The organism is Stenotrophomonas sp. CASM101 (genome assembly GCF_049384845.1).
GTDB lineage: Bacteria > Pseudomonadota > Gammaproteobacteria > Xanthomonadales > Xanthomonadaceae > Stenotrophomonas > Stenotrophomonas hibiscicola.
Genome location: NZ_JBMRFR010000006.1, coordinates 67,501 through 87,356, shown reverse-complemented (window position 1 = coordinate 87,356; position 19,856 = coordinate 67,501). Strand labels below are relative to the sequence as shown.

Below are 19,856 nucleotides of genomic sequence, written 5' to 3'. Positions count from 1 at the left end.
GAAGGTCAGGGACGAAGCGGCGGCGCACTGCGACCCCGCGCGGACGGTCCTTGGGCGGAGTCCGGGCACGGCTGCATTGCAAAGCTTCCCTACGCCGGTATGAGCCGGATCAGGTTCCAAGGGACTGTCTCAACCGTGGCCACATGGCCCGGTACCCCCGCTTCTTGGTGTGCATTAGAGCATAGAACGTGCTGCGGCCCATGGCTGTTCCATCCACGCACGGCGTGGATCCGCTGTTTCTGTATTAACAGAACCGTGACATCGCATTCAGTAACGTGCACGCGCATCCTGCCGCTGCGGCCGGTGTTTCCTCGCCGCCTTCGCGGCCCCTGCCCGGTCTGTGCTGCATGTCGCCGGCCCCTCGCAGCAAGCTCTGCTCGCTCCCCTCAATCCCTTGATCGGAGAAGCCCCTTCATGGTGTTTCGCGTTTCCATTGCACTGGTTCTGCTGCTGGTGCTGCTCGCCGGTGTTGCACCCGGTCCCTTCAATACCGTGGTGCAGAGCATCCTCGGCGAACTCATCCGCGGCATCGGCTGGCTCTACCTGCTGGTCGTGTTCCTGGCCCTGGTATTCCTGATGTACCTGGCCTTCGGCCGCTTCGGCAACCTGCGCATCGGCGGAGAGGACGCCGAACCGGAGTTCTCGCGGGCCAGCTGGATGTCGATGCTGTTCGCCGCTGGCATGGGCATCGGTCTGGTGTTCTGGGGCGCGGCCGAGCCCATTTCGCACTTCAGCAAGCCACCGGAAGGGCTGGCACCTGAAAGCATGGATGCCGCGCGTGCTGCCATGCGCTACGTGTTCTTCCATTGGGGCCTGCACCCCTGGGCCATCTATGCGCTGATCGGCCTGGCAATGGCCTGGTTCCAGTTCAACCGCAACGGCCGTGGCCAGATCAGCGATATGTTGCAACCGATCATCGGCCGTCACCATCGTGGCTGGATCGGGCATATGGTCAACATCTCCGCGGTCGTCGCCACCGCGGTTGGCGTGGCTACAGCACTGGGCTTCGGCACGGTACAGATCGCGGCCGGCGTGGAACGCGTGTTCGGCGTGCAGGCGGGCGTGCCGCTGCAGCTGACCATCATCGCAGTGGCTTTCGTACTGTACATGGCGTCCACGCTCAGCGGCGTCGGCCGCGGCATGAAATGGCTGTCCAACTTCAACCTTGCATTGGCTGCACTGCTGCTCGCGCTGGTGCTGGTACTCGGCCCGACTGGCGCGATCTTCAACACCTTCACGACGACGTTGGGCTCCTATCTCAATCAGCTGGTGACGATGAGCCTGCGCATGTCACCGTTCTCGTCCAGCACCTGGGTCGCGGACTGGACGATCTTCTACTGGGCCTGGTGGATCTCCTGGGCACCGTTCGTGGGTTCGTTCATCGCGCGCATCTCGCGCGGGCGCAGCGTGCGCGAGTTCGTGATCGGCGTGGTGCTGGCACCGACGCTGCTGGGCTTCTTCTGGTTCTCGGTGTTCGGTGGCACCGCGATCTGGATGCAGATCTTCGGCCAGGCCGACCTGCTGCAGGCACTGGGCAACGGCTATGAAACGGTGCTGTTCACCATGTTCGACAGCATGCCGCTGCCGTTGCTGCTGTCGTGCATTGCGCTGGTGCTACTGATGATCTTCTTCGTGACCTCGGCTGATTCTGCGGTACTTGTGCTGGCCAGCATGTCCACGGACGACGCGGGCGAGCCATTGCGCAAGCACAAAGTGGCGTGGGGTGTCGGCATTGCGCTCGTGGCGGGTTCCTTGCTGTTGGCAGGGGGACTGGAGGCGCTGCAGGGCATGATCACCATCGCTGCGCTGCCGTTCGCGCTGCTGATGCTTCTTGTGATGGTGTCCCTGTACCGGGTGCTGGACCAGGAATACACCCGGGAGCGGCGGCAGGCGCAGCGCCAGCGGCACATGATCGATGCGTGGATTGCACGCGAGATGGCGGCGCAGGAGGAAACCCAGGCGGAGGCAGCGCGCGCGCACGATCAGGATTGAGGGGGTTTTGCAGCCTGCGGCTGCACCGCTTTTTTCAAGCAACGGCAACAACAACTTCAAAAGCGGCTCTGGATTTCTGCTGGTCTGGCGGTGAGGGGGCCGATGGCGGGACACGCCGCAAGTACGTCCCTGTAGGCTCGGCCACGGCATCCATGCCGTGGACGGTCCCGCCATCGGCCCCCTCCCCGCCTCCGACAATTTCCCGGTGACGGCAGTAGATCCACGCCATGCGTGGATCAGGTGTATCGGAAATCAAGAAGGGGTCGGATCCGTTTTCCTTCGGAAAACGGGTCCGACCCCAACCCACAGCGCGCGGCTGTTGCTGTTGCCTTTGCTCTTGATCTTCTTCTTTCTCTTCCTGCGGTGGCGGCCGCAGGAAACTGTCCGTGGCCGGGCGGGTGGGTTGGCTGGGGGCGTGAGCCGCATGGGCCCGAGGCATGCCTCGGGCGGGTTGGGCCGGATGCCCAACCCCGGTCTTGCCGTGTGCGCAGGACAGTGCACACGAGCAAGCGGCGACCGAGCTTACATGGACGTACTTGCAGCGGCCCCCAGAGAATCCACCCGCCCGGCCAAACCAAGCATCACTGAAACCCTCACCACCGCAGAGGGGGCTCGGCCCGGTGGCCGGAAAACCTCAATACCCCGCCGCCTGCCCATCCTTGCGGCTCTCCGAAGCACCGTAGTAAACCCCGGTCTCGGGATCACGCATGATCGCCTGGTACCCGCCATACGGGCCATCGGCGAACACGATGCGATGCCCCTTGCGCATCAGCGCGCGCACCGTCTCGTACGGGAAGCCGGTTTCCAGATTCACTTCACCACCGTCGGTCATCGCCGTGGCCTGACCCGTCGGTTCAGTCGAGCCTTCGTGCTGGATGCGCGGCGCATCACCGGCTTCCTGCAGGTTCATGCCGAAGTCCACCAGGTTCATCACGATCTGCGCGTGGCCCTGCGGCTGCATCGCGCCGCCCATCACGCCGAAGCTGGCATACGGCTTGCCACCCTTGGTAATGAACGCCGGAATGATTGTCTGGAAGGGGCGCTTGCCCGGTGCGTAGCCGTTGGGATGGTTCTTCTGCAGCACGAACATCTCGCCGCGGTCCTGCAGGATGAAACCCAGACCGGGCGGTGCCATGCCGCTGCCCATGCCACGGTAGTTGGACTGGATCAGCGAGACCATCATGCCGTCGGCGTCGGCCACGGTCATGTAGATCGTGTCGCCCTCCTCCAGCTGCTTGGGCGTGCCCGGCTGCACTTCCTTCAACGCCTTTTCCATCGAGATCAGCGCGCGGCGCTGCGCGGCGTATTCCTTGGAAATCAGCTTCTGCACCGGTGCCGGCTGGAACGCCATGTCGGCGTAGAAGCGTGCACGGTCGGCGAAGGCCAGCTTCTTCGCTTCAACGAACAGGTGCACATGCTCCGGTGAACCAAACGGGATCTTCGAGAAATCGTAGCCTTCCAGCACGTTGAGGATCTGCAGCGCGGCAATGCCCTGGCTGTTCGGTGGCAGTTCCCACACGTCGTAGCCACGGTAGTTGCTGCTGACCGGTTCGACCCATTCGCCATGATGGTCAGCCATGTCCTGATAGCTCAGGTAGCCACCGTTGGCCTTGAAATAGTCGCCGATGGTGCGGGCGATGTCACCCTTGTAGAAGGCGTCGCGTCCGCCATCGGCGATCTTCTGCAGCGTGCTGGCCAGATTCGGGTTCTTCCACATCTCGCCCTTGCGCGGGGCGTGGCCGTTGATCGTGAACTGCTCCTTGAAGCCCGGGTACTGCGACAGCTTGGGCACCGAGCGGTCCCAGTAGTAGGCGATCACCTCGGCCACCGGATGACCCTCGCGCGCGTAGCGGATGGCCGGCGCCAGGTTGTCGGCCATCGGCTTGCGACCGAAGCGGTCGTGCAGTGCGAACCAGCCGTCGACCGCGCCAGGTACTGACACCGGCAGCGGGCCGGTGGCCGGGATGTCCTTCAGGCCACGGCGCTGGAACTCTGCCAGGGTGAGCGATTTCGGCGAACGCCCCGAGCCGTTGTAGCCATAGAGCCTCTGCGTCTTCGGGTCCCAGACGATGGCGAACAGGTCGCCGCCGATGCCGTTGCCGGTGGGCTCCATCAGGCCCAGCGCTGCGTTGGCCGCGATGGCGGCATCCACCGCCGAGCCACCGCCCTTCATCACGTCCAGCGCGATCTGGGTGGCCAGTGGTTGCGAGGTCGCGGCCATCGCATGCGGGGCGATCACCTCCGAACGGGAGGCGAAGGTGTGGCCGGTAATGCGGTCGGCGGCAAAGGACAGCGCGGGCACGGCAGCCAGCACGGCGGCGGCGAGCAGGGAACGGGCAAGGCGTCGGGACACGGTCGGGTTCCGATGGAAGGGTGGTTCCCCGATCTTCGCCGCTGCGGCCTTCACGCGGCATCGGGCAGAGGTCATGGACGTTGATCCTGGGGGCGAAAATCCGCCGGATTCCGCGCAAAAACTCCTCTGAAAGGAGTGAATTCGGGTTCACTGAAACACTTTCAGCGGCAACCATCCTTGTGCCGCAAGCGATTGCGCTGGATGCACTGGGAACCGATAAAAAATCCGTCGCGAGGGTTGACATCGCCGAAACGGCTATGTTTCTCTCGATCACATGTTGCATCACAACACGCCACTGCGAACCCACATTGAAGCCGCCGACACCGGCGCCGCCTCGCTGCGTTCGATTCTTGTGCTCGTACTTATTACCCAGCCACCAGGTGCGGGACGAGCCAGCGTGTAAGCAACAAACACACCGGAACTCATCAAAACCCGCACCCGCCCCGGTGCGGGTTTTTTCATTTCAGGACCTGGTTTCAGACGCAACCACCATGACCAACGCTCAGTGCAACGCCCGGCCCCAGACCACCACCACGCCTCGTGGTGGCTGTGGCTGTGCGATGCGCAGCGCCTCCTCCACCGCTTTCCCCTGACCGGCCGGCACGTCACCTTCGACGACCGGCCGTTCTTTTTTCTTCCCACCGCAAGGAACCTCCCCCATGAGCACCAACGACCTGCCCCAGACCAAGATCGCCGTCATCGGCTACGGCAGCCAGGGCCGCGCCCACGCACTGAACCTGCGCGAATCCGGCTTCGACGTGGTGGTAGGCCTGCGTCCGGGCGGCCCGACCGAGGTGAAGGCGCAGGCCGATGGCTTCGCCGTCAAGGCGCCTGCCGATGCAGTGAAGGACGCCGACCTGGTTGCCGTGCTGACCCCGGACATGGTGCAGAAGAAGCTGTACGACGACGTGCTGGCACCGAACATGAAGCAGGGTGCGGTGCTGTTGTTCGCGCACGGCCTGAACGTTCATTTCGACATGATCAAGCCGCGCGACGACCTCGACGTGGTGCTGGTCGCACCGAAGGGCCCGGGCGCGCTGGTCCGTCGTGAATATGAAATCGGCCGCGGCGTGCCGTGCATATGGGCGGTCTACCAGGACAAGAGCGGCAAGGCCGCCGAGTACGCACTCGCCTATGCAGCCGGCCTGGGTGGCGCCCGCGCCAACCTGATCCAGACCACCTTCAAGGAAGAGACCGAAACTGATCTGTTCGGCGAGCAGGCGGTGCTGTGCGGTGGCGCTTCGGCGCTGGTGCAGGCGGGCTTCGAGACCCTGGTGGAAGCCGGTTACCAGCCGGAAATCGCCTATTACGAAGTGCTGCACGAACTGAAGCTGATCGTGGACCTGTTCTACGAAGGTGGCATCTCGCGCATGCTGGAGTTCATCTCCGAGACCGCGCAGTACGGCGACTACGTCAGCGGCCCGCGTGTGATCGATGCCGGCACCAAGGAACGCATGAAGGAAGTACTGAAGGACATCCAGGACGGCACCTTCACCAAGAACTGGGTGGCCGAGTACGAAGCGGGCCTGCCGAACTACAACAGGTTCAAGCAGGCCGACCTGGAGCACCCGATCGAGAAGGTGGGCAAGGAACTGCGCGCCAAGATGGTCTGGTTGCAAGGACAGGCCGCGTAAACGCGCGGCCCTCCCCCACCCGCTTTGCAAGGTTCCCCCATGAACTCTTCGACACATCGCAGCGCGCCGCCCAACGGCGCGCGCTGGCTGACCCAGGCGCTGGAGGCCGAAGGCGTCCGCACGCTGTTCGGCTATCCAGGTGGCACCATCATGCCGTTCTACGACGCGCTGGTGGATTCGTCGCTGAAGCACATCCTGGTACGCCATGAGCAGGGCGCGGCGCTGGCCGCCAACGGCTTCGCCCGCGCCAGCAACCAGGTCGGCGTCTGCGTGGCCACATCCGGCCCGGGCGCCTCGAACCTGGTCACCGGCATTGCCGATGCGATGCTCGATTCGGTACCGATGGTCTGCATCACCGGCCAGGTCGGCACGCCGCTGCTGGGCACCGACGCCTTCCAGGAACTGGATGTGTTCGGCCTGACGATGCCGATCGTCAAGCACAGCTGGCTGGTGCGCAGCGTCGATGACCTGCCGCGCGTGGTGGCCGATGCGTTCCGCATTGCCCGTGAGGGTCGCCCCGGCCCAGTGCTGATCGACCTGCCCAAGGATGTGCAGTTGGCCGATGCCAGCCATCTGCCGGCGCATGTGCCCAGCAGCGTCGAACCGCCGCCGGCGCCGGCCGAGGCCGCCATCGCCGAGGCCATCGCCGCGCTGGCCGCAGCCGAGAAGCCGGTGGTCTACGCCGGTGGCGGCATCGCGCTGGGCGATGCCGTGCAGGACCTGCGCGACTTCGTCGAGGCCAGTGCCATCCCCACCGTGATGACCCTGCGCGGCCTGGGTGCCCTGCCGGCCAGCCATCCGCAGTCGCTGGGCATGCTGGGCATGCACGGCACTCGCGCGGCCAACATGGCGGTGCAGGAAAGCGACCTGCTGCTGGTGCTGGGGGCGCGTTTCGACGACCGTGCCACCGGCAAGCTGGCCGAGTTCGCTCCGTTCGCCCGTGTGGTCCACATCGATGCGGACGCCTACGAGATCTCCAAGCTGCGCAGCGCCGATGTCGCCGTGCCTGGCAACGTCGGTCACGCCATCCGCGCCCTGCGTGCGGCCTTCCCCTCCCCCAAGGCCCACCAGGAGGCGTGGCGCAAGCGCTGTGCGCAGCATCGCGATCGCTTCGCCGCACGCTACGACGCACCGGGCCAGCACATCTACGCACCGGCGTTGCTGAAGCGCCTGAGCGAGCTGGCCCCGGCCGATGCGGTGATCGCCTGCGATGTCGGCCAGCACCAGATGTGGGTGGCCCAGCACTGCCGCTTCAACCACCCGCGCAACCACCTGACCAGCGGCGCGCTGGGCACCATGGGCTTCGGCCTGCCGGCGGCGATGGGTGCGCAGTTTGCCTGCCCCGACCGCACCGTGGTGCTGGTGTCCGGCGATGGCAGCTTCATGATGAACGTGCAGGAGCTGGCGACCATCGCCCGCTGCCGCCTGCCGGTGAAGATCGTGCTGCTGGACAACAGTTCGCTGGGCATGGTGCGGCAGTGGCAGGAGCTGTTTTTCGCCGAGCGTTACAGCGAGATCGACCTGTCCGACAACCCGGACTTCGTGGCATTGGCGCAGGTGTTCGGCATCGCCGCCACCCGCATCGACAACCGCGACGACGTGGAAGGCGGCCTGGCCGCGCTGCTGGCCGAGCCGGGCCCGGCCCTGCTGCACGTGGCCATCGATGCACGCGCCAACGTGTGGCCGCTGGTGCCGCCGAACACCGCCAACAGCACGATGCTGGAAAGCAACCCCGCCCATGCCCGCCAGGAGACCCCCAATGCAATACCGGCTTGACCTGGTGCTGCACCCGGCCGAAGGCGCGCTGCTGCGCGTGATCGGCATGGCCGAACGTCGCGGCTTCGCGCCGCGTGCGATCAGCGGCGCGCCGGTAGCTGCCGACGATGGCCGCTGGCACCTGCAGCTGGTCGTGGATGGCCAGCGCCCGGCGGAAACGCTGTGCCGGCAGATCGAGAAGATCTACGACTGCGTGTCCGTACAGGTCACCGCCGTGGAAGGAGTATCGCCATGAACACCCGTACCGTAGCGACCACGGTGCCGGTACGGAGGCGTCTTCTTCGTCGCCCGTGCCCGCATGCGGCGGTCTTCGGCACCGCGCTGGTGGCCCATGCCGGCCGCTGATGCCAGCCAGGAAAGCGATGTCGGCGACGTAAGCGTTGCCGACGTTCTGGCAGCGCAGGCCCGCCTGCGCCGCTTCCTGCCGCCCACCCCGCTGCACCATGCCGAGCGCTTCGGTACCTGGCTGAAGCTGGAGAACCTGCAGCGCACCGGTTCCTACAAGGTGCGCGGCGCGTTGAACGCGCTGCTGGCCGGTCGCGAGCGCGGCGACACCCGCCCGGTGATCTGCGCTTCGGCCGGCAACCACGCCCAGGGCGTTGCGTGGGCGGCCTATCGCTTGGACGTGCCGGCGATCACGGTGATGCCGCATGGCGCGCCGGCGACCAAGATCGCCGGCGTCGCCCATTGGGGCGCCACCGTGCGCCAGCACGGCAACAGCTACGACGAGGCCTACGCCTTCGCGGTCGAACTGGCGCGGCGCCACGGCTACCGCTTCCTGTCCGCGTTCGATGATGCCGACGTGATCGCCGGCCAGGGCACGGTCGGCATCGAACTGGCCGCGCATGCCCCTGACGTGGTGATCGTGCCGATCGGCGGCGGTGGACTGGCCTCCGGCGTAGCCCTGGCGCTGAAATCACAGGGCGTGCGCGTGGTTGGTGCACAGGTAGAAGGCGTTGATTCGATGGCGCGCGCGATCCGTGGCGATGTCCGAGAGATCGCCCCCGTCGCCTCGCTGGCCGATGGCGTGCGAGTGAAGATCCCCGGCTTCCTGACCCGCCGCCTGTGCACCTCGCTGCTGGACGACGTGGTGATCGTGCGCGAAGCCGAGCTGCGCGAAACCCTGGTGCGGCTGGCGCTGGAAGAACACATCATCGCCGAGGGCGCCGGCGCGCTGGCGCTGGCTGCCGGCCGCCGCGTCGCCGGCCGCCGCAAGTGCGCGGTGGTGTCCGGCGGCAACATCGATGCCGGCGTGCTGGCCGGCCTGCTCACCGACATCCGGCCGCGCCCGCCGCGCAAACCGCGGCGACGGCGCAGCGAAACACCCCGCTCGCCCGCCAGGGCCAGCGCGCCGTCCTCCCCCACCTCTTCCCCTTCCCACCTGCAAGCCGCAACGCCCGCTGTCGAGGAGATTTCCCTGTGACCACCATCGAACGAATTACCACCCCGCGCATCCGCATCTTCGACACCACCCTGCGTGACGGCGAGCAGTCCCCCGGCTGCAGCATGAGCCCGCCGCAGAAGCTGGTGATGGCGCGTGCGCTGGACGAACTGGGTGTGGACATCATCGAAACCGGCTTCCCGGCCAGCTCGCAGTCCGACCGCGAGGCGATGGCACTGATCGGCCGCGAACTGCGCCGACCGAGCCTGAGCCTGGCGGTGCTGTCGCGCTGCCTGCAGGCCGATATCGAGACCTCGGCACGTGCACTGGAAGCCGCGGCCAACCCGCGCCTGCACGTGTTCCTGTCGACCAGCCCGCTGCACCGCGAACACAAGCTGCGGATGACCCGCGAGCAGGTACTGGAATCGGTACGCAAGCATGTATCGCTGGCACGCTCGTACATCGACGATGTCGAATTCTCGGCCGAGGATGCAACCCGCACCGAGCTGGACTACCTGATCGAAGTCTCGCGCGTGGCCATTGCCGCCGGCGCCACCACCATCAACCTGCCCGACACCGTCGGCTTCACCACGCCGGAAGAAATCCGCGCGATGTTCCAGCAGGTCATCGCCGGCGTCGCCGACGTTCCGAACGCCGCCAATGTGATCTTCAGCGCGCACTGCCACAACGACCTGGGCCTGGCCGTGGCCAACTCGCTGGCCGCCATCGAAGGTGGCGCGCGCCAGGTCGAGTGCACCGTCAACGGCATCGGCGAGCGCGCCGGCAACTGCTCGCTGGAAGAGATCGCGATGGTGCTGAAGGTGCGCCAGGCCTTCTACGAGCAGGACAGTTCGATCAACACCCCGCGCATCGTCGGCACCTCGCAGTTGCTGCAGCGCCTGGTCGGCATGCCGGTACAGCGCAACAAGGCCATCGTCGGCGCCAACGCGTTCGCCCACGAATCGGGCATCCACCAGCACGGCATGCTGCGCCATCGCGGCACCTACGAAATCATGCGCCCGGAAGACGTGGGTTGGGAGGATTCGCAGATGGTGCTGGGCCGCCACAGTGGCCGCGCCGCTGTTGAAGCGCGCCTGCGTGCGCTGGGCTTCTGGCTGGACGAAGACGAACTGAAACTGGTGTTCGAGCAGTTCAAGGGCCTGTGCGAACAGCAGCGCGTGGTCACCGATGCCGACCTGCAGACGCTGATGCAGGGCGGCTCCAATGCACAGGGCTACCGCTTGGCCTCGATGACCATCAGCGATGTGGGCAGCCGCGCCAACGCGCTGGTCGAACTGTCCGACCCGGACGGCAACCGCGTGGCCGAAACCGCACAGGGCGACGGCCCGGTCGATGCGCTGTTCGGCGCGCTGTCGGCCGCCACCGGCGTGCAGCTGATGCTGGACAGCTACCACGTGCACAGCGTCGGCATCGGCGCGGATGCGCGTGGCGAAGCCAACCTGAGCGTGCGCCACGAGGGCGTGGAGTACGACGGCACCGGCACCAGCAAGGACATCATCGAAGCCTCCGCGCTGGCCTGGCTGGATGTTGCCAATCGTCTGCTGCGCCAGCGCCAGGCCGCCGCCCACAGCAGCACCGACGTTCCCACCCCCGCCACCGCCTGAGGAACCCGCCATGAGCGCCTTCGACACCCCCATCCCGGCCAGCGCCGCTGGCCAGCAGTGGAATGCCCAGGACTATGCGATCGATGCCGGCTTCGTGCCTCTGCTCGGCGGCGCGGTCTCGCGCCTGCTCGACCCGCGCGCGGGTGAACGCATCCTCGACCTGGGCTGTGGCGATGGTGTGCTCAGCACCGAACTGGCGCTGAGCGGTGCGCGCATCCACGGCGTGGATGCCTCGCCGGAACTGGTGATCGCCGCCCGCGCGCGCGGTGTCGATGCCCAGGTGATGGACGGCCACGCACTGTCGTTCGACAGCGAGTTCGATGCAGTGTTCAGCAACGCGGCACTGCATTGGATGGGCACTCCCGACCGCGTGCTGGAAGGCGTGCGCCGCGCCCTGCGCCCCGGCGGCCGCTTTGTCGCCGAATTCGGTGGCCATGGCAACGTGGCCACGATCATCGCGGCGGTACAGGCCGCGCGCGTGGCCCACGGCCATGGCGCCAGCACCTTCCAGTGGTATTTCCCGACGGCCGATACCTACGCCGACCGCCTGCGCCAGCATGGCTTCCAGGTGCAACTGATCGAGTGCACGCCGCGCCCAACGGCATTGCCGACCGGCGTGGCCGGCTGGCTGCGCGTGTTCGCCGCGCCGCTGCTGGACGACCTGCCAGCCGAGGCACGCGCTACGGTGCGCGAGGCCGCGAGCGCGCTGCTGGCCGAGCTGCCGCGCAACGCCGCCGGCCAGCCGCTGGCGGACTATGTGCGGCTGCGCGTGCTCGCCCGCCGTCGCTGACTTGACCGTTCCGCCTTCTTTACTGATGTTCGCTATTTCGTACTTCTGCCAGGCATACGCATGACTTCCGCTCCCCGCACCCTGTACGACAAACTGTGGGACGCCCACGTGGTGGTTCCCGAATCCGACAGCGCGCCCGCCGTGCTGTACATCGACCTGCACCTGATCCACGAGGTGACCTCGCCGCAGGCGTTCACCGAGCTGCGCGAGCGCGGCCTGTCGCCGCGCCGCCCGGACCGCACCAAGGCGACGATGGACCACTCCACGCCGACCCTGCCGGCCGCCGCGGACGGCACGCTACCCTATGCCAGCGCCGCCTCCGAGGCACAGGTCGCCACGCTGGCACGCAACTGCGCCGAGCACGGCATCGAGCTGTTCGACATGGCCTCGGACAATCGCGGCATCGTCCACGTGATCGCGCCGGAACAGGGCTTCACCCAGCCGGGCATGACCATCGTCTGCGGCGACAGCCACACATCCACCCACGGGGCCTTCGGTTCGCTGGCGTTCGGCATCGGCACCAGCGAAGTCGGCCATGTGCTGGCCACGCAGTGCCTGCTTCAGCGCAAGGCGAAGACCTTTGCGATCACCGTCGATGGCCCGCTGGCGCCCGGCGTCGGCGCCAAGGACGTGGTGCTGCACATCATCGGCGTGATCGGCGTCAACGGCGGCACCGGCCACGTCATCGAGTTCCGTGGCAGCACCATCGAAGCGATGGACATGGAACAGCGCATGACCCTGTGCAACATGTCGATCGAGGCCGGTGCACGCGCCGGCATGGTCGCGCCCGACCAGGTCACCTTCGACTTCGTCGCCAACACCCCGCGCGGCCCAAAGGGCGCCGATTTCGAGGCTGCGGTGGCGCGCTGGCAGCAGCTGCGCAGTGATGACGGCGCGCGCTTCGACAGCGAAGTACGCATCGACGCCACCGACATCCGCCCGACCCTGACCTGGGGCACGCATCCGGGCACCGCCATCGCGGTGGATGCGCCGATTCCCGCCGCCAACGATGCCGCCGCACAGAAAGGCCTGGACTACATGCACTTCCAGGCCGGCAAGGCACTGGCCGGCACGCCGGTGGACGTGGTGTTCGTCGGTTCGTGCACCAACGGCCGCCTGAGTGACATGCGCGAGGTCGCGCAGGTGCTGCGCGGCCGCCGTGTCGCTGAGCGGGTGCGCATGCTGGTGGTGCCAGGTTCGGAGATCGTCAAGCGCGAGGCCGAGGCCGAGGGCATCCACGAGATCGTGCGCGCTGCCGGGGCCGAGTGGCGCGAGCCGGGCTGTTCGATGTGCATCGCCATGAACGGCGATCTGGTCGCGCCCGGCCAGCTGGCCGTGAGCACCAGCAACCGCAATTTCGAGGGCCGCCAAGGCCCCGGTTCGCGCACCCTGCTGGCTTCGCCGATGAGCGCGGCGTGGGCCGCGGTCAACGGGCACGTGGCCGATACCCGCGAACTGTTCGCACAGGAGGTGGCGTGATGGCCGGTTTCCGTACCCTGACCTCGGCCAGCGTGGTGCTGCGCCAGACCAACATCGACACCGACCAGATCATCCCGGCACGGTTCCTGTCCACCACCGAGCGTGCCGGCCTGGGCCGCAACGCGTTCAATGACTGGCGCTGGCAGGCTGATGGTTCGCCGGTGGCCGACTTCGCCTTCAACCAGCCGCACAACGCCGGCCGCAGCATCCTGCTGGCGGGCCGCAACTTCGGCTGCGGTTCTTCGCGCGAACATGCGCCGTGGGCGCTGACCGACCTGGGCCTGCGTGCCATCGTCAGCAGCGAGATCGCCGATATCTTCCGCGGCAACGCGCTGAAGAACGGCCTGCTGCCGATCGTGCTGGACGAGGCCGACGTGCAGGCGCTGATGCAGCGCCCGGACGATGAGCTGACCATCGACGTGGCTGCGCGCGAACTGCGCACGCCCGATGGCCGCGTCTATTCCTTCCCGCTGGATGGCTTCTCGCAGACCTGCCTGCTGGAAGGCGTCGACCAGTTGGGGTATCTGTTGGGCCGTGTCCCTGAAATCGAACGTTACGAGAGTGAGCATGCACGCTGAAATTGTTGTCCTGCCCGGTGATGGCATCGGCCCGGAAGTGGCCGCCGCGGCAGTGGCCGTCCTGAAGGCCGTCGCCGAGCGCTTCAACCACACCTTCACCTTCAGCGAGCACGACATCGGTGGCGTTGCCATCGACCGCCACGGTGAACCGCTGCCGGCGTCGACCCTGGAAGCCTGCCAGGCCGCCAACGCGGTGCTGCTGGGCGCGGTCGGCGGCCCGAAGTGGTCCGACCCCAACGCCAAGGTGCGTCCGGAACAGGGCCTGCTGGCAATCCGCAAGGCACTGGGCCTGTATGCCAACCTGCGCCCGGTGCGTACCCATGAAGCTGCGCTGCACGCCTCGCCGATCAAGGCCGAGCTGCTGCAGGGCGTGGACTTCGTGGTGGTACGCGAACTGACCGGTGGCATCTACTTCGGCGACAAGACCCGCGACGCCGACAGCGCCAGCGACCTGTGCCGCTACACGGTGGCCGAGATCGAACGCGTGCTGCGCAGTGCCTTCCGCCTGGCCCAGCAGCGGCGTGGCAAGGTCACCTCGGTGGACAAGGCCAACGTGCTGGAGACCTCGCGCCTGTGGCGTGACGTGGCCGCTCGCATCGGCCGCGAGGAGTTCCCGGAGGTGGCGCTGGAGCACCAGCTGGTCGATTCGATGGCCATGCACCTGCTGGCCAAGCCGCGCGAGTACGACGTGATCGTCACCGAGAACATGTTCGGCGACATCCTCACCGACGAAGCCTCGATGCTGGCCGGCTCGCTCGGCCTACTGCCGTCGGCCTCGCTGGGTGAGCCAGGTGCGGTCGGCATCTACGAACCGATCCACGGTTCGGCCCCGGACATCGCCGGCAAGGGCATCGCCAATCCGTACGCGACGATCTTCAGCGCCGCGATGCTGCTGCGCCATTCGCTGGGGCTGGAAGCCGAGGCTGCGGCGGTGGAAGCTGCAGTGCACGCCGTGCTGGACGATGGCGTGTTCACCGCCGATCTGGCCGCCAAGGGCCAGGCGGTGAGTACCGCCGCTGCCACCGACGCCGTGCTCGCCAAGCTGCGCTGACCCATCGGGCAACACCTGTAGAGCCGAGCCATGCTCGGCTCATGCAACAGCAGTCGAGCATGGCTCGACTCTACAGGTAGCAGGCAGCCACGCCAGGCGTGGCTGCATTATTTGGTGGTGTACCCACCATTGACCAGGATGGTCTGCCCCGTCATCCACCAGCCATCGGTGACCAGGAAGCGGATCCACGGCACGATATCGGCGATGTCGGTCAGCCCGGTGCGGGTGAACGCCGAGAGCGCGGCCGCGGTCTTGTGGTACGCCTGCGCATCGGCACTCTCGGCCGGGTAGAAGAACGGCGTGTCCATCGGGCCGGGCCCGATCGCAGTCACCGAGATGCCGCGCTCACCGAACTCCTTCGACGCCGCACGGGTGAAGTGCTCGACTGGCGCCTTGGTACCGGCGTAGCTGGAATAGAACGGCGTGTAGGCACCCAGCAATGAGGTGACCAGGGTGCAGATGCGACCACCGTCGTTGACGTGGCGGCCGGCTTCCTTGAGGAAGAAGAACGCCGCCTTGGCGTTGACCGCGCTCATCTCGTCGTACTCCGCTTCGCTGATGTCCAGCAGCGGTTTCTTCAATACCTTGCCGACCGTATTGATGGCGATGTCGGGACGGCCGACTGCGGCCACGGCATCGGCGAACAAGCGCTCCATCGCTGCCGCCGAGGTCAGGTCGCCCTGCAGGGCCACCGCCTTGCTGCCGGCGGCCTGCACTGCGGCTACAGTCGCTTCTGCATCGGCCTGGGTAGCGGCACTGTTGTAGTGGATGACGATGGCTTTGGCGCCCTGTGCGGCGAAGTCGCGGGCGATCAGGCCGCCCAGGTTCTTGGCGCCACCGGCGATCAGCACGGTCTTGCCCTTGAGGGAATGCTCGGTCATGGCTTCGGTCTCGGGAGGGGGCTACCCGGGGTGGCAACCCTGCCCTGACGACGATATCGTGCAGAAAAAGCGGATAAAGCCCGCCACATTGACTTAACTTTCCAGAGCCAGCGAACAATGGACCGGATCGATCGCTTCCGCATCTTCACCCGGGTCGTGGAGTGCGCCAGCTTCACCCGCGCCGCCGACCAGCTCGGCCTGCCCCGCTCGACCGTTTCGGCGGCGGTGGCCGAGCTCGAACAGCGGCTTGGCACCCGTCTGCTGCAGCGCTCGACCCGCCGGGTGTCCACCACCCATGATGGCGACGTGTTCCATGCCCGCTGCCTGCGCCTGATCGCCGAGGTCGAGGACGCCGAATCGCTGTTCCGTCAAGACGATGCGCAACCGGTCGGTCTGCTGAAGATCGACGTGCCCAGCCGCATCGGCCGCCGCATCATCGCACCGGCGCTGCCCGAATTCTTCGCGCAGTATCCGCAGGTGGAAGTGGACCTGGGCATGACCGACCGCGCGGTAAACCTGATCGAGGACGGTTGCGATGCGGTGCTGCGGGTCGGTCAACTGGGCGATTCCAGCCTGGTGGCGCGCACGCTGGGCCAGCTCGACTTCGTCAACGTCGCCGCGCCCGCTTACCTGCGCGAACACGGCATGCCGCAGCATCCTGCCGACCTGCCGCAGCACCGCGCGGTGAACTACGCGTCGCCGACCACGGCACGGGTGGAACCGTGGGAGTGGCAGGACGGTGGCCAACTGCGCACGCTGCCGATGCCCGGCTGGGTGCGGGTGAACAGCGCCGAGGCATCGATTGCGTGCTGTGTGGCGGGGTTGGGGTTGCTGCAGATTCCGCGCTACGACGTGCAGGCCGAACTGCAATCCGGCGCGTTGGTGGAGGTGATGCCACAGCACGTGGCGCAGCCCTTGCCGGTGACGCTGTTGCAACCGCATCGGCAACACCGCGCGCAGCGTGTTCAGGTGTTCATCGAATGGCTGCTGCCGGTCTTGAGGGCCGGCCTGCAGCTGCAGTAGATCCACGCCATGCGTGGATGGGGCATCCGTGCCAACCAAGGTTGGCCCCCACCTGGGAAGGGACCAACCGGCATGGGTGGGGCCAGACCCTTTTCCCGGAGGAAAAGGGATCCGACCCCGGTCGGCGTTACGCCCCGGATTCGTCCGGCTTCACCCGGAACCACGCCGCATACAGCGCCGGCAGGAACACCAGCGTCAGCACCGTACCGACGATCAGGCCGCCCATGATCGAGATCGCCATCGAGCCGTAGAACGCGCTGCGCGACAGCGGAATCATCGCCAGCACCGCCGCCAGCGCGGTCAGCACGATCGGGCGGAAACGGCGCACCGTGGCATCGATGATCGAATGCCAGCGGTCATGCCCGGCATCGATGTCCTGCTGGATCTGGTCGATCAGGATCACCGAGTTGCGCATGATCATGCCGGCCAGTGCGATCGTGCCCAGCAGCGCGACGAAGCCGAACGGCGCCCGGAACAGCAGCAGGAACAGGGTCGCGCCGATGATGCCCAGCGGCGCGGTCACCAGCACCATCGCTGCACGCGAGAAGCTGCGCAGCTGCAGCATCAGCAGCGTGGCCACCACCACCAGGAACAGCGGCATGCCGGCCTTGATCGAGTTCTGGCCACGTGCCGAATCCTCCACGGTACCGCCGGTTTCCAGCAGGTAACCACTGGGCAGCTCGGCACGGATGCCATCCAGTGTGGGCAGGATCTGATGAACCACGTCCAGCGCCTGCATGCCATCACTGATGTCGGCGCGCACGGTCACCGTCGGCAACCGGTTGCGGTGCCAGATGATGCCGTCCTCGAAGCCGTACTCCATCGTCGCCACCTGCGACAGCGTGATGCTGCCACCGTTGGCGGTGGGCATCGACAGGCTGGACAGCAGCTCCAGCTGGTTGCGCTCATCGGCCGGCCCGCGCAGCAGCATCTCGATCTGGCGATTGCCTTCGCGATACACGCTCACCGACTGCCCGGCCAACGAACTGGACAGGAACTGGCTGACCTGGGCGCTGCTAACGCCCAGCGCACGGGCGCGCTCCTGGTCGACCACCAGGCGCACCACCTTGCTCGGCTCGCTCCAGTCGAGGTTGACGTTCATCACGTGCGGGTTCTCCCGCACCTTGGCCTCGACCTGGCGCGCGATCGCCTGCACCTTCTCGATGTGCTCGCCGGAGATGCGCATCTGCACCGGATAGCCGACCGGCGGTCCGTTCTCCAGGCGGGTCACGCGCATCTGCACGTCCGGGAACTTCGGGATCACCTCGTGCAGCAGCCAGTCGCGGGTGCTCTCGCGCGCCTTGATGTCCTTGGCCAACACCACGAACTGGGCGAAGTTGGTCGCCGGCAGCTGCTGGTCCAGCGGCAGATAGAAGCGCGGCGAACCGGTGCCCACATAGGACACGTAGTTGGCAATGCCCTCGCGGCGGGACAGCAGCTTTTCCAGCTTCTCGGCCTGGGCCTGGGTCGAGCGCAGCGAGGCGCCCTCGGCCAGCTCGATGTCCACCATCAGCTCCGGCCGGGTCGAGTCCGGGAAGAACTGCTGGGGCACGAAGCGGAACATCATCAGCGAGAACACGAACAGGGCGATGGTCGCGGCGATCACCCACCAGCGATGGCGCAGGCAGGTATCGAGGAAGCGGCGGAAGCTGCGATAGAACGGGCGCTGGTACGGATCATGGTCGTGCCCATGCTGCGGCGGCGCAATCAGGTTGGCCAGCGCCGGGTAGCGGTCGGCCCACTGCTGGCGCTTGGCATGCCAGCGCGCGGACAGGCTGCCCGGCTTGGGCGGCTGCGGATTGAACAGGTCCGGCAGCATCTTGTCACCCAGGTAGGGAATGAACAGTACGGCCGCGATCCACGACACCACCAGCGCGATGGTCACCACCTGGAACAGCGAACGCGTATATTCACCGGTGCTCGATGCCGCCGTGGCGATCGGCAGGAAGCCGGCTGCGGTGATCAACGTACCGGTCAGCATCGGGAACGCAGTCGATTCCCAGGCAAAACTGGCCGCGCGCAGGCGGTCGTAGCCCTGCTCCATCTTGGTGGCCATCATCTCCACCGCGATGATCGCATCGTCCACCAGCAGGCCCAGCGCCAGCACCAGCGCGCCCAGCGAGATCTTGTGCAGGCCGATGTCGAAGTAGTGCATGACGAAGAAGGTCATCGCCAGCACCAGCGGAATGGTGACGCCCACCACCAGGCCGGTGCGCAGGCCCAGCGAGAAGAAGCTGACCAGCAGCACGATCACCACCGCCTCGGTCAGCACCTGCACGAACTCGCCGACCGACTCTTCCACCGATTGCGGCTGGTCGGACACCTTGCGCAGCTGCATGCCGGCCGGCAGGGTCTTCTGCAGCCGTTGGAACTCGGCATCAAGGTTGGCACCGAGCTTGAGGATGTCACCGCCATCCTTCATCGCCACCGCCAGGCCGATCGCCTCTTCGCCCATGAAGCGCATCTTCGGCGACGCCGGATCGGCGAAGCCGCGCTTGACCTCGGCGATGTCACCCAGGTGCACGGTGCGGTCGCCAGCACGGATCGGGAACTGGCGGATTGCTTCGATGTCGTTGAACTGGCCGGTCACGCGCAGCTGCACGCGATCGGTGGCGGTCTCGAAGAAGCTGGTGCCGGTGACCGCATTCTGGTCGGCCAGCGCCTGCTGTACCTGCTGCATCGACACACCCAGCGTGGCCAGGCGGGTGTTGGACAGCTCGATCCAGACCTTCTCGTCCTGCAGGCCGACCAGGTCGATCTTGCCGACATCGGGCACGCGCTGCAGTTCCAGCTGGATGCGGTCGGCGTAGTCGCGCATCACCGCGTAGTCGAAGCCCTTGCCGGTCAAGGCGTAGATGTTGCCGTAGGTGTCGCCGAACTCATCGTTGAAGAACGGGCCGACGATCTCGCGCGGCAGCGTCGCACGGATGTCGCCCACGCGCTTGCGCACCTGGTACCACAGGTCCGGGATCTGCCTGGAACGCAGGCTGTCGCGGGCCATGAAGATGACCTGCGATTCGCCGGGGCGCGAATAGGAGCGGATGAACTCGTACTCGCCGGTGTTCATCAGCGCCTTCTCGATCGGCTCGGTCACCTGGCGCGAGACCTGCTCGGCGGTGGCGCCCGGCCACAGCGTGCGCACCACCATCGCCTTGAAGGTGAATGGTGGATCCTCGGACTGGCCCAGGTGCTTGTACGACCACGCGCCGATCAGCGCGAAGGCCAGCATCGCGAACAGCACCAGCGGGCGATTGGACAACGCCCACTCGGAAAGATTGAAGCGGCGCACCGGC

14 protein-coding genes and 1 riboswitch are annotated in these 19,856 nt (G+C 66.6%); of the genes, 11 read left to right on the top strand and 3 right to left on the bottom strand.

What is annotated here, in order from left to right; genetic code table 11:
* Nucleotides 1-68 precede the first annotated feature (68 nt).
* Nucleotides 69-169, bottom strand: a riboswitch (TPP riboswitch).
* 245 nt (nt 170-414) lie between these two features.
* The gene (locus VG543_RS11145) at nt 415-1,992 is read left to right on the top strand and encodes a BCCT family transporter (protein ID WP_423178557.1); all 1,578 of its coding nucleotides are present in this window, start codon (nt 415-417) and stop codon (nt 1,990-1,992) included.
* 634 nt (nt 1,993-2,626) lie between these two features.
* On the opposite strand, the gene ggt is transcribed toward VG543_RS11145, so the two are convergent.
* Nucleotides 2,627-4,345, bottom strand: a complete 1,719-nt coding sequence (gene ggt / locus VG543_RS11140) for a gamma-glutamyltransferase (RefSeq protein ID WP_423178556.1) — start codon at nt 4,343-4,345, stop codon at nt 2,627-2,629.
* A 659-nt stretch (nt 4,346-5,004) separates the two neighbouring features.
* On the opposite strand from ggt, the gene ilvC reads away from it, so the two are divergent.
* The 9 genes from ilvC to leuB all read left to right on the top strand — a co-directional run bounded on the left by ilvC (nt 5,005) and on the right by leuB (nt 14,659).
* A complete protein-coding gene (gene ilvC, locus VG543_RS11135) occupies nt 5,005-5,979 on the top strand; it encodes a ketol-acid reductoisomerase (protein ID WP_164145202.1) in 975 nt (324 codons plus the stop codon).
* Nucleotides 5,980-6,018: 39 nt separating this feature from the next.
* Nucleotides 6,019-7,755, top strand: coding sequence for an acetolactate synthase 2 catalytic subunit (gene ilvG / locus VG543_RS11130; protein ID WP_058983527.1), 1,737 nt, complete (start codon nt 6,019-6,021; stop codon nt 7,753-7,755).
* The gene (locus tag VG543_RS11125) at nt 7,739-7,990 is read left to right on the top strand and encodes an ACT domain-containing protein (RefSeq protein WP_005410947.1); all 252 of its coding nucleotides are present in this window, start codon (nt 7,739-7,741) and stop codon (nt 7,988-7,990) included. Before ilvG ends, VG543_RS11125 begins: the two co-directional genes overlap by 17 nt.
* Nucleotides 7,991-8,086: 96 nt before the next feature.
* A complete protein-coding gene (locus VG543_RS11120) occupies nt 8,087-9,178 on the top strand; it encodes a threonine dehydratase (RefSeq protein WP_021202140.1) in 1,092 nt (363 codons plus the stop codon).
* Entirely contained in the window at nt 9,175-10,761 is a 1,587-nt protein-coding gene (locus tag VG543_RS11115; protein WP_305098810.1) for a 2-isopropylmalate synthase, read from the top strand. The genes VG543_RS11120 and VG543_RS11115 overlap by 4 nt, the downstream gene beginning before the upstream one ends.
* A 10-nt stretch (nt 10,762-10,771) precedes the next feature.
* Entirely contained in the window at nt 10,772-11,551 is a 780-nt protein-coding gene (locus VG543_RS11110; protein ID WP_423178555.1) for a class I SAM-dependent methyltransferase, read from the top strand.
* A 60-nt stretch (nt 11,552-11,611) separates the two neighbouring features.
* On the top strand, nt 11,612-13,030 hold the full coding sequence (gene leuC / locus VG543_RS11105) for a 3-isopropylmalate dehydratase large subunit (protein WP_021202143.1): 1,419 nt from the start codon (nt 11,612-11,614) through the stop codon (nt 13,028-13,030).
* Nucleotides 13,030-13,608, top strand: coding sequence for a 3-isopropylmalate dehydratase small subunit (gene leuD / locus VG543_RS11100; RefSeq protein ID WP_058983536.1), 579 nt, complete (start codon nt 13,030-13,032; stop codon nt 13,606-13,608). The genes leuC and leuD overlap by 1 nt, the downstream gene beginning before the upstream one ends.
* Nucleotides 13,598-14,659, top strand: coding sequence for a 3-isopropylmalate dehydrogenase (gene leuB / locus VG543_RS11095; protein WP_021202145.1), 1,062 nt, complete (start codon nt 13,598-13,600; stop codon nt 14,657-14,659). The genes leuD and leuB overlap by 11 nt, the downstream gene beginning before the upstream one ends.
* Nucleotides 14,660-14,766: 107 nt before the next feature.
* Here leuB and VG543_RS11090 read toward each other — a convergent pair whose 3' ends face one another.
* Nucleotides 14,767-15,540: an SDR family oxidoreductase gene (locus tag VG543_RS11090; RefSeq protein WP_019662047.1), complete on the bottom strand. Its 774-nt coding sequence runs from the start codon at nt 15,538-15,540 to the stop codon at nt 14,767-14,769.
* Nucleotides 15,541-15,657: 117 nt separating this feature from the next.
* Between VG543_RS11090 and VG543_RS11085 the strand changes: the two genes are divergently transcribed.
* Nucleotides 15,658-16,563, top strand: coding sequence for a LysR family transcriptional regulator (locus tag VG543_RS11085; protein WP_021202147.1), 906 nt, complete (start codon nt 15,658-15,660; stop codon nt 16,561-16,563).
* 127 nt (nt 16,564-16,690) lie between these two features.
* Here VG543_RS11085 and VG543_RS11080 read toward each other — a convergent pair whose 3' ends face one another.
* A complete protein-coding gene (locus tag VG543_RS11080) occupies nt 16,691-19,852 on the bottom strand; it encodes an efflux RND transporter permease subunit (protein ID WP_019662049.1) in 3,162 nt (1,053 codons plus the stop codon).
* Nucleotides 19,853-19,856: the final 4 nt, after the last annotated feature.

Excerpts from the sequence above, each read along its gene's own strand:
- VG543_RS11145 (WP_423178557.1), top strand. The coding sequence starts at position 415 with ATGGTGTTTCGCGTTTCCATTGCACTGGTTCTGCTGCTGGTGCTGCTC.
- ilvC (WP_164145202.1), top strand. The coding sequence starts at position 5,005 with ATGAGCACCAACGACCTGCCCCAGACCAAGATCGCCGTCATCGGCTAC.
- ilvG (WP_058983527.1), top strand. The coding sequence starts at position 6,019 with ATGAACTCTTCGACACATCGCAGCGCGCCGCCCAACGGCGCGCGCTGG.
- VG543_RS11125 (WP_005410947.1), top strand. The coding sequence starts at position 7,739 with ATGCAATACCGGCTTGACCTGGTGCTGCACCCGGCCGAAGGCGCGCTG.
- VG543_RS11120 (WP_021202140.1), top strand. The coding sequence starts at position 8,087 with ATGCCGGCCGCTGATGCCAGCCAGGAAAGCGATGTCGGCGACGTAAGC.
- VG543_RS11110 (WP_423178555.1), top strand. The coding sequence starts at position 10,772 with ATGAGCGCCTTCGACACCCCCATCCCGGCCAGCGCCGCTGGCCAGCAG.
- leuC (WP_021202143.1), top strand. The coding sequence starts at position 11,612 with ATGACTTCCGCTCCCCGCACCCTGTACGACAAACTGTGGGACGCCCAC.
- leuD (WP_058983536.1), top strand. The coding sequence starts at position 13,030 with ATGGCCGGTTTCCGTACCCTGACCTCGGCCAGCGTGGTGCTGCGCCAG.
- leuB (WP_021202145.1), top strand. The coding sequence starts at position 13,598 with ATGCACGCTGAAATTGTTGTCCTGCCCGGTGATGGCATCGGCCCGGAA.
- VG543_RS11090 (WP_019662047.1), bottom strand. The coding sequence starts at position 15,540 with ATGACCGAGCATTCCCTCAAGGGCAAGACCGTGCTGATCGCCGGTGGC.
- VG543_RS11085 (WP_021202147.1), top strand. The coding sequence starts at position 15,658 with ATGGACCGGATCGATCGCTTCCGCATCTTCACCCGGGTCGTGGAGTGC.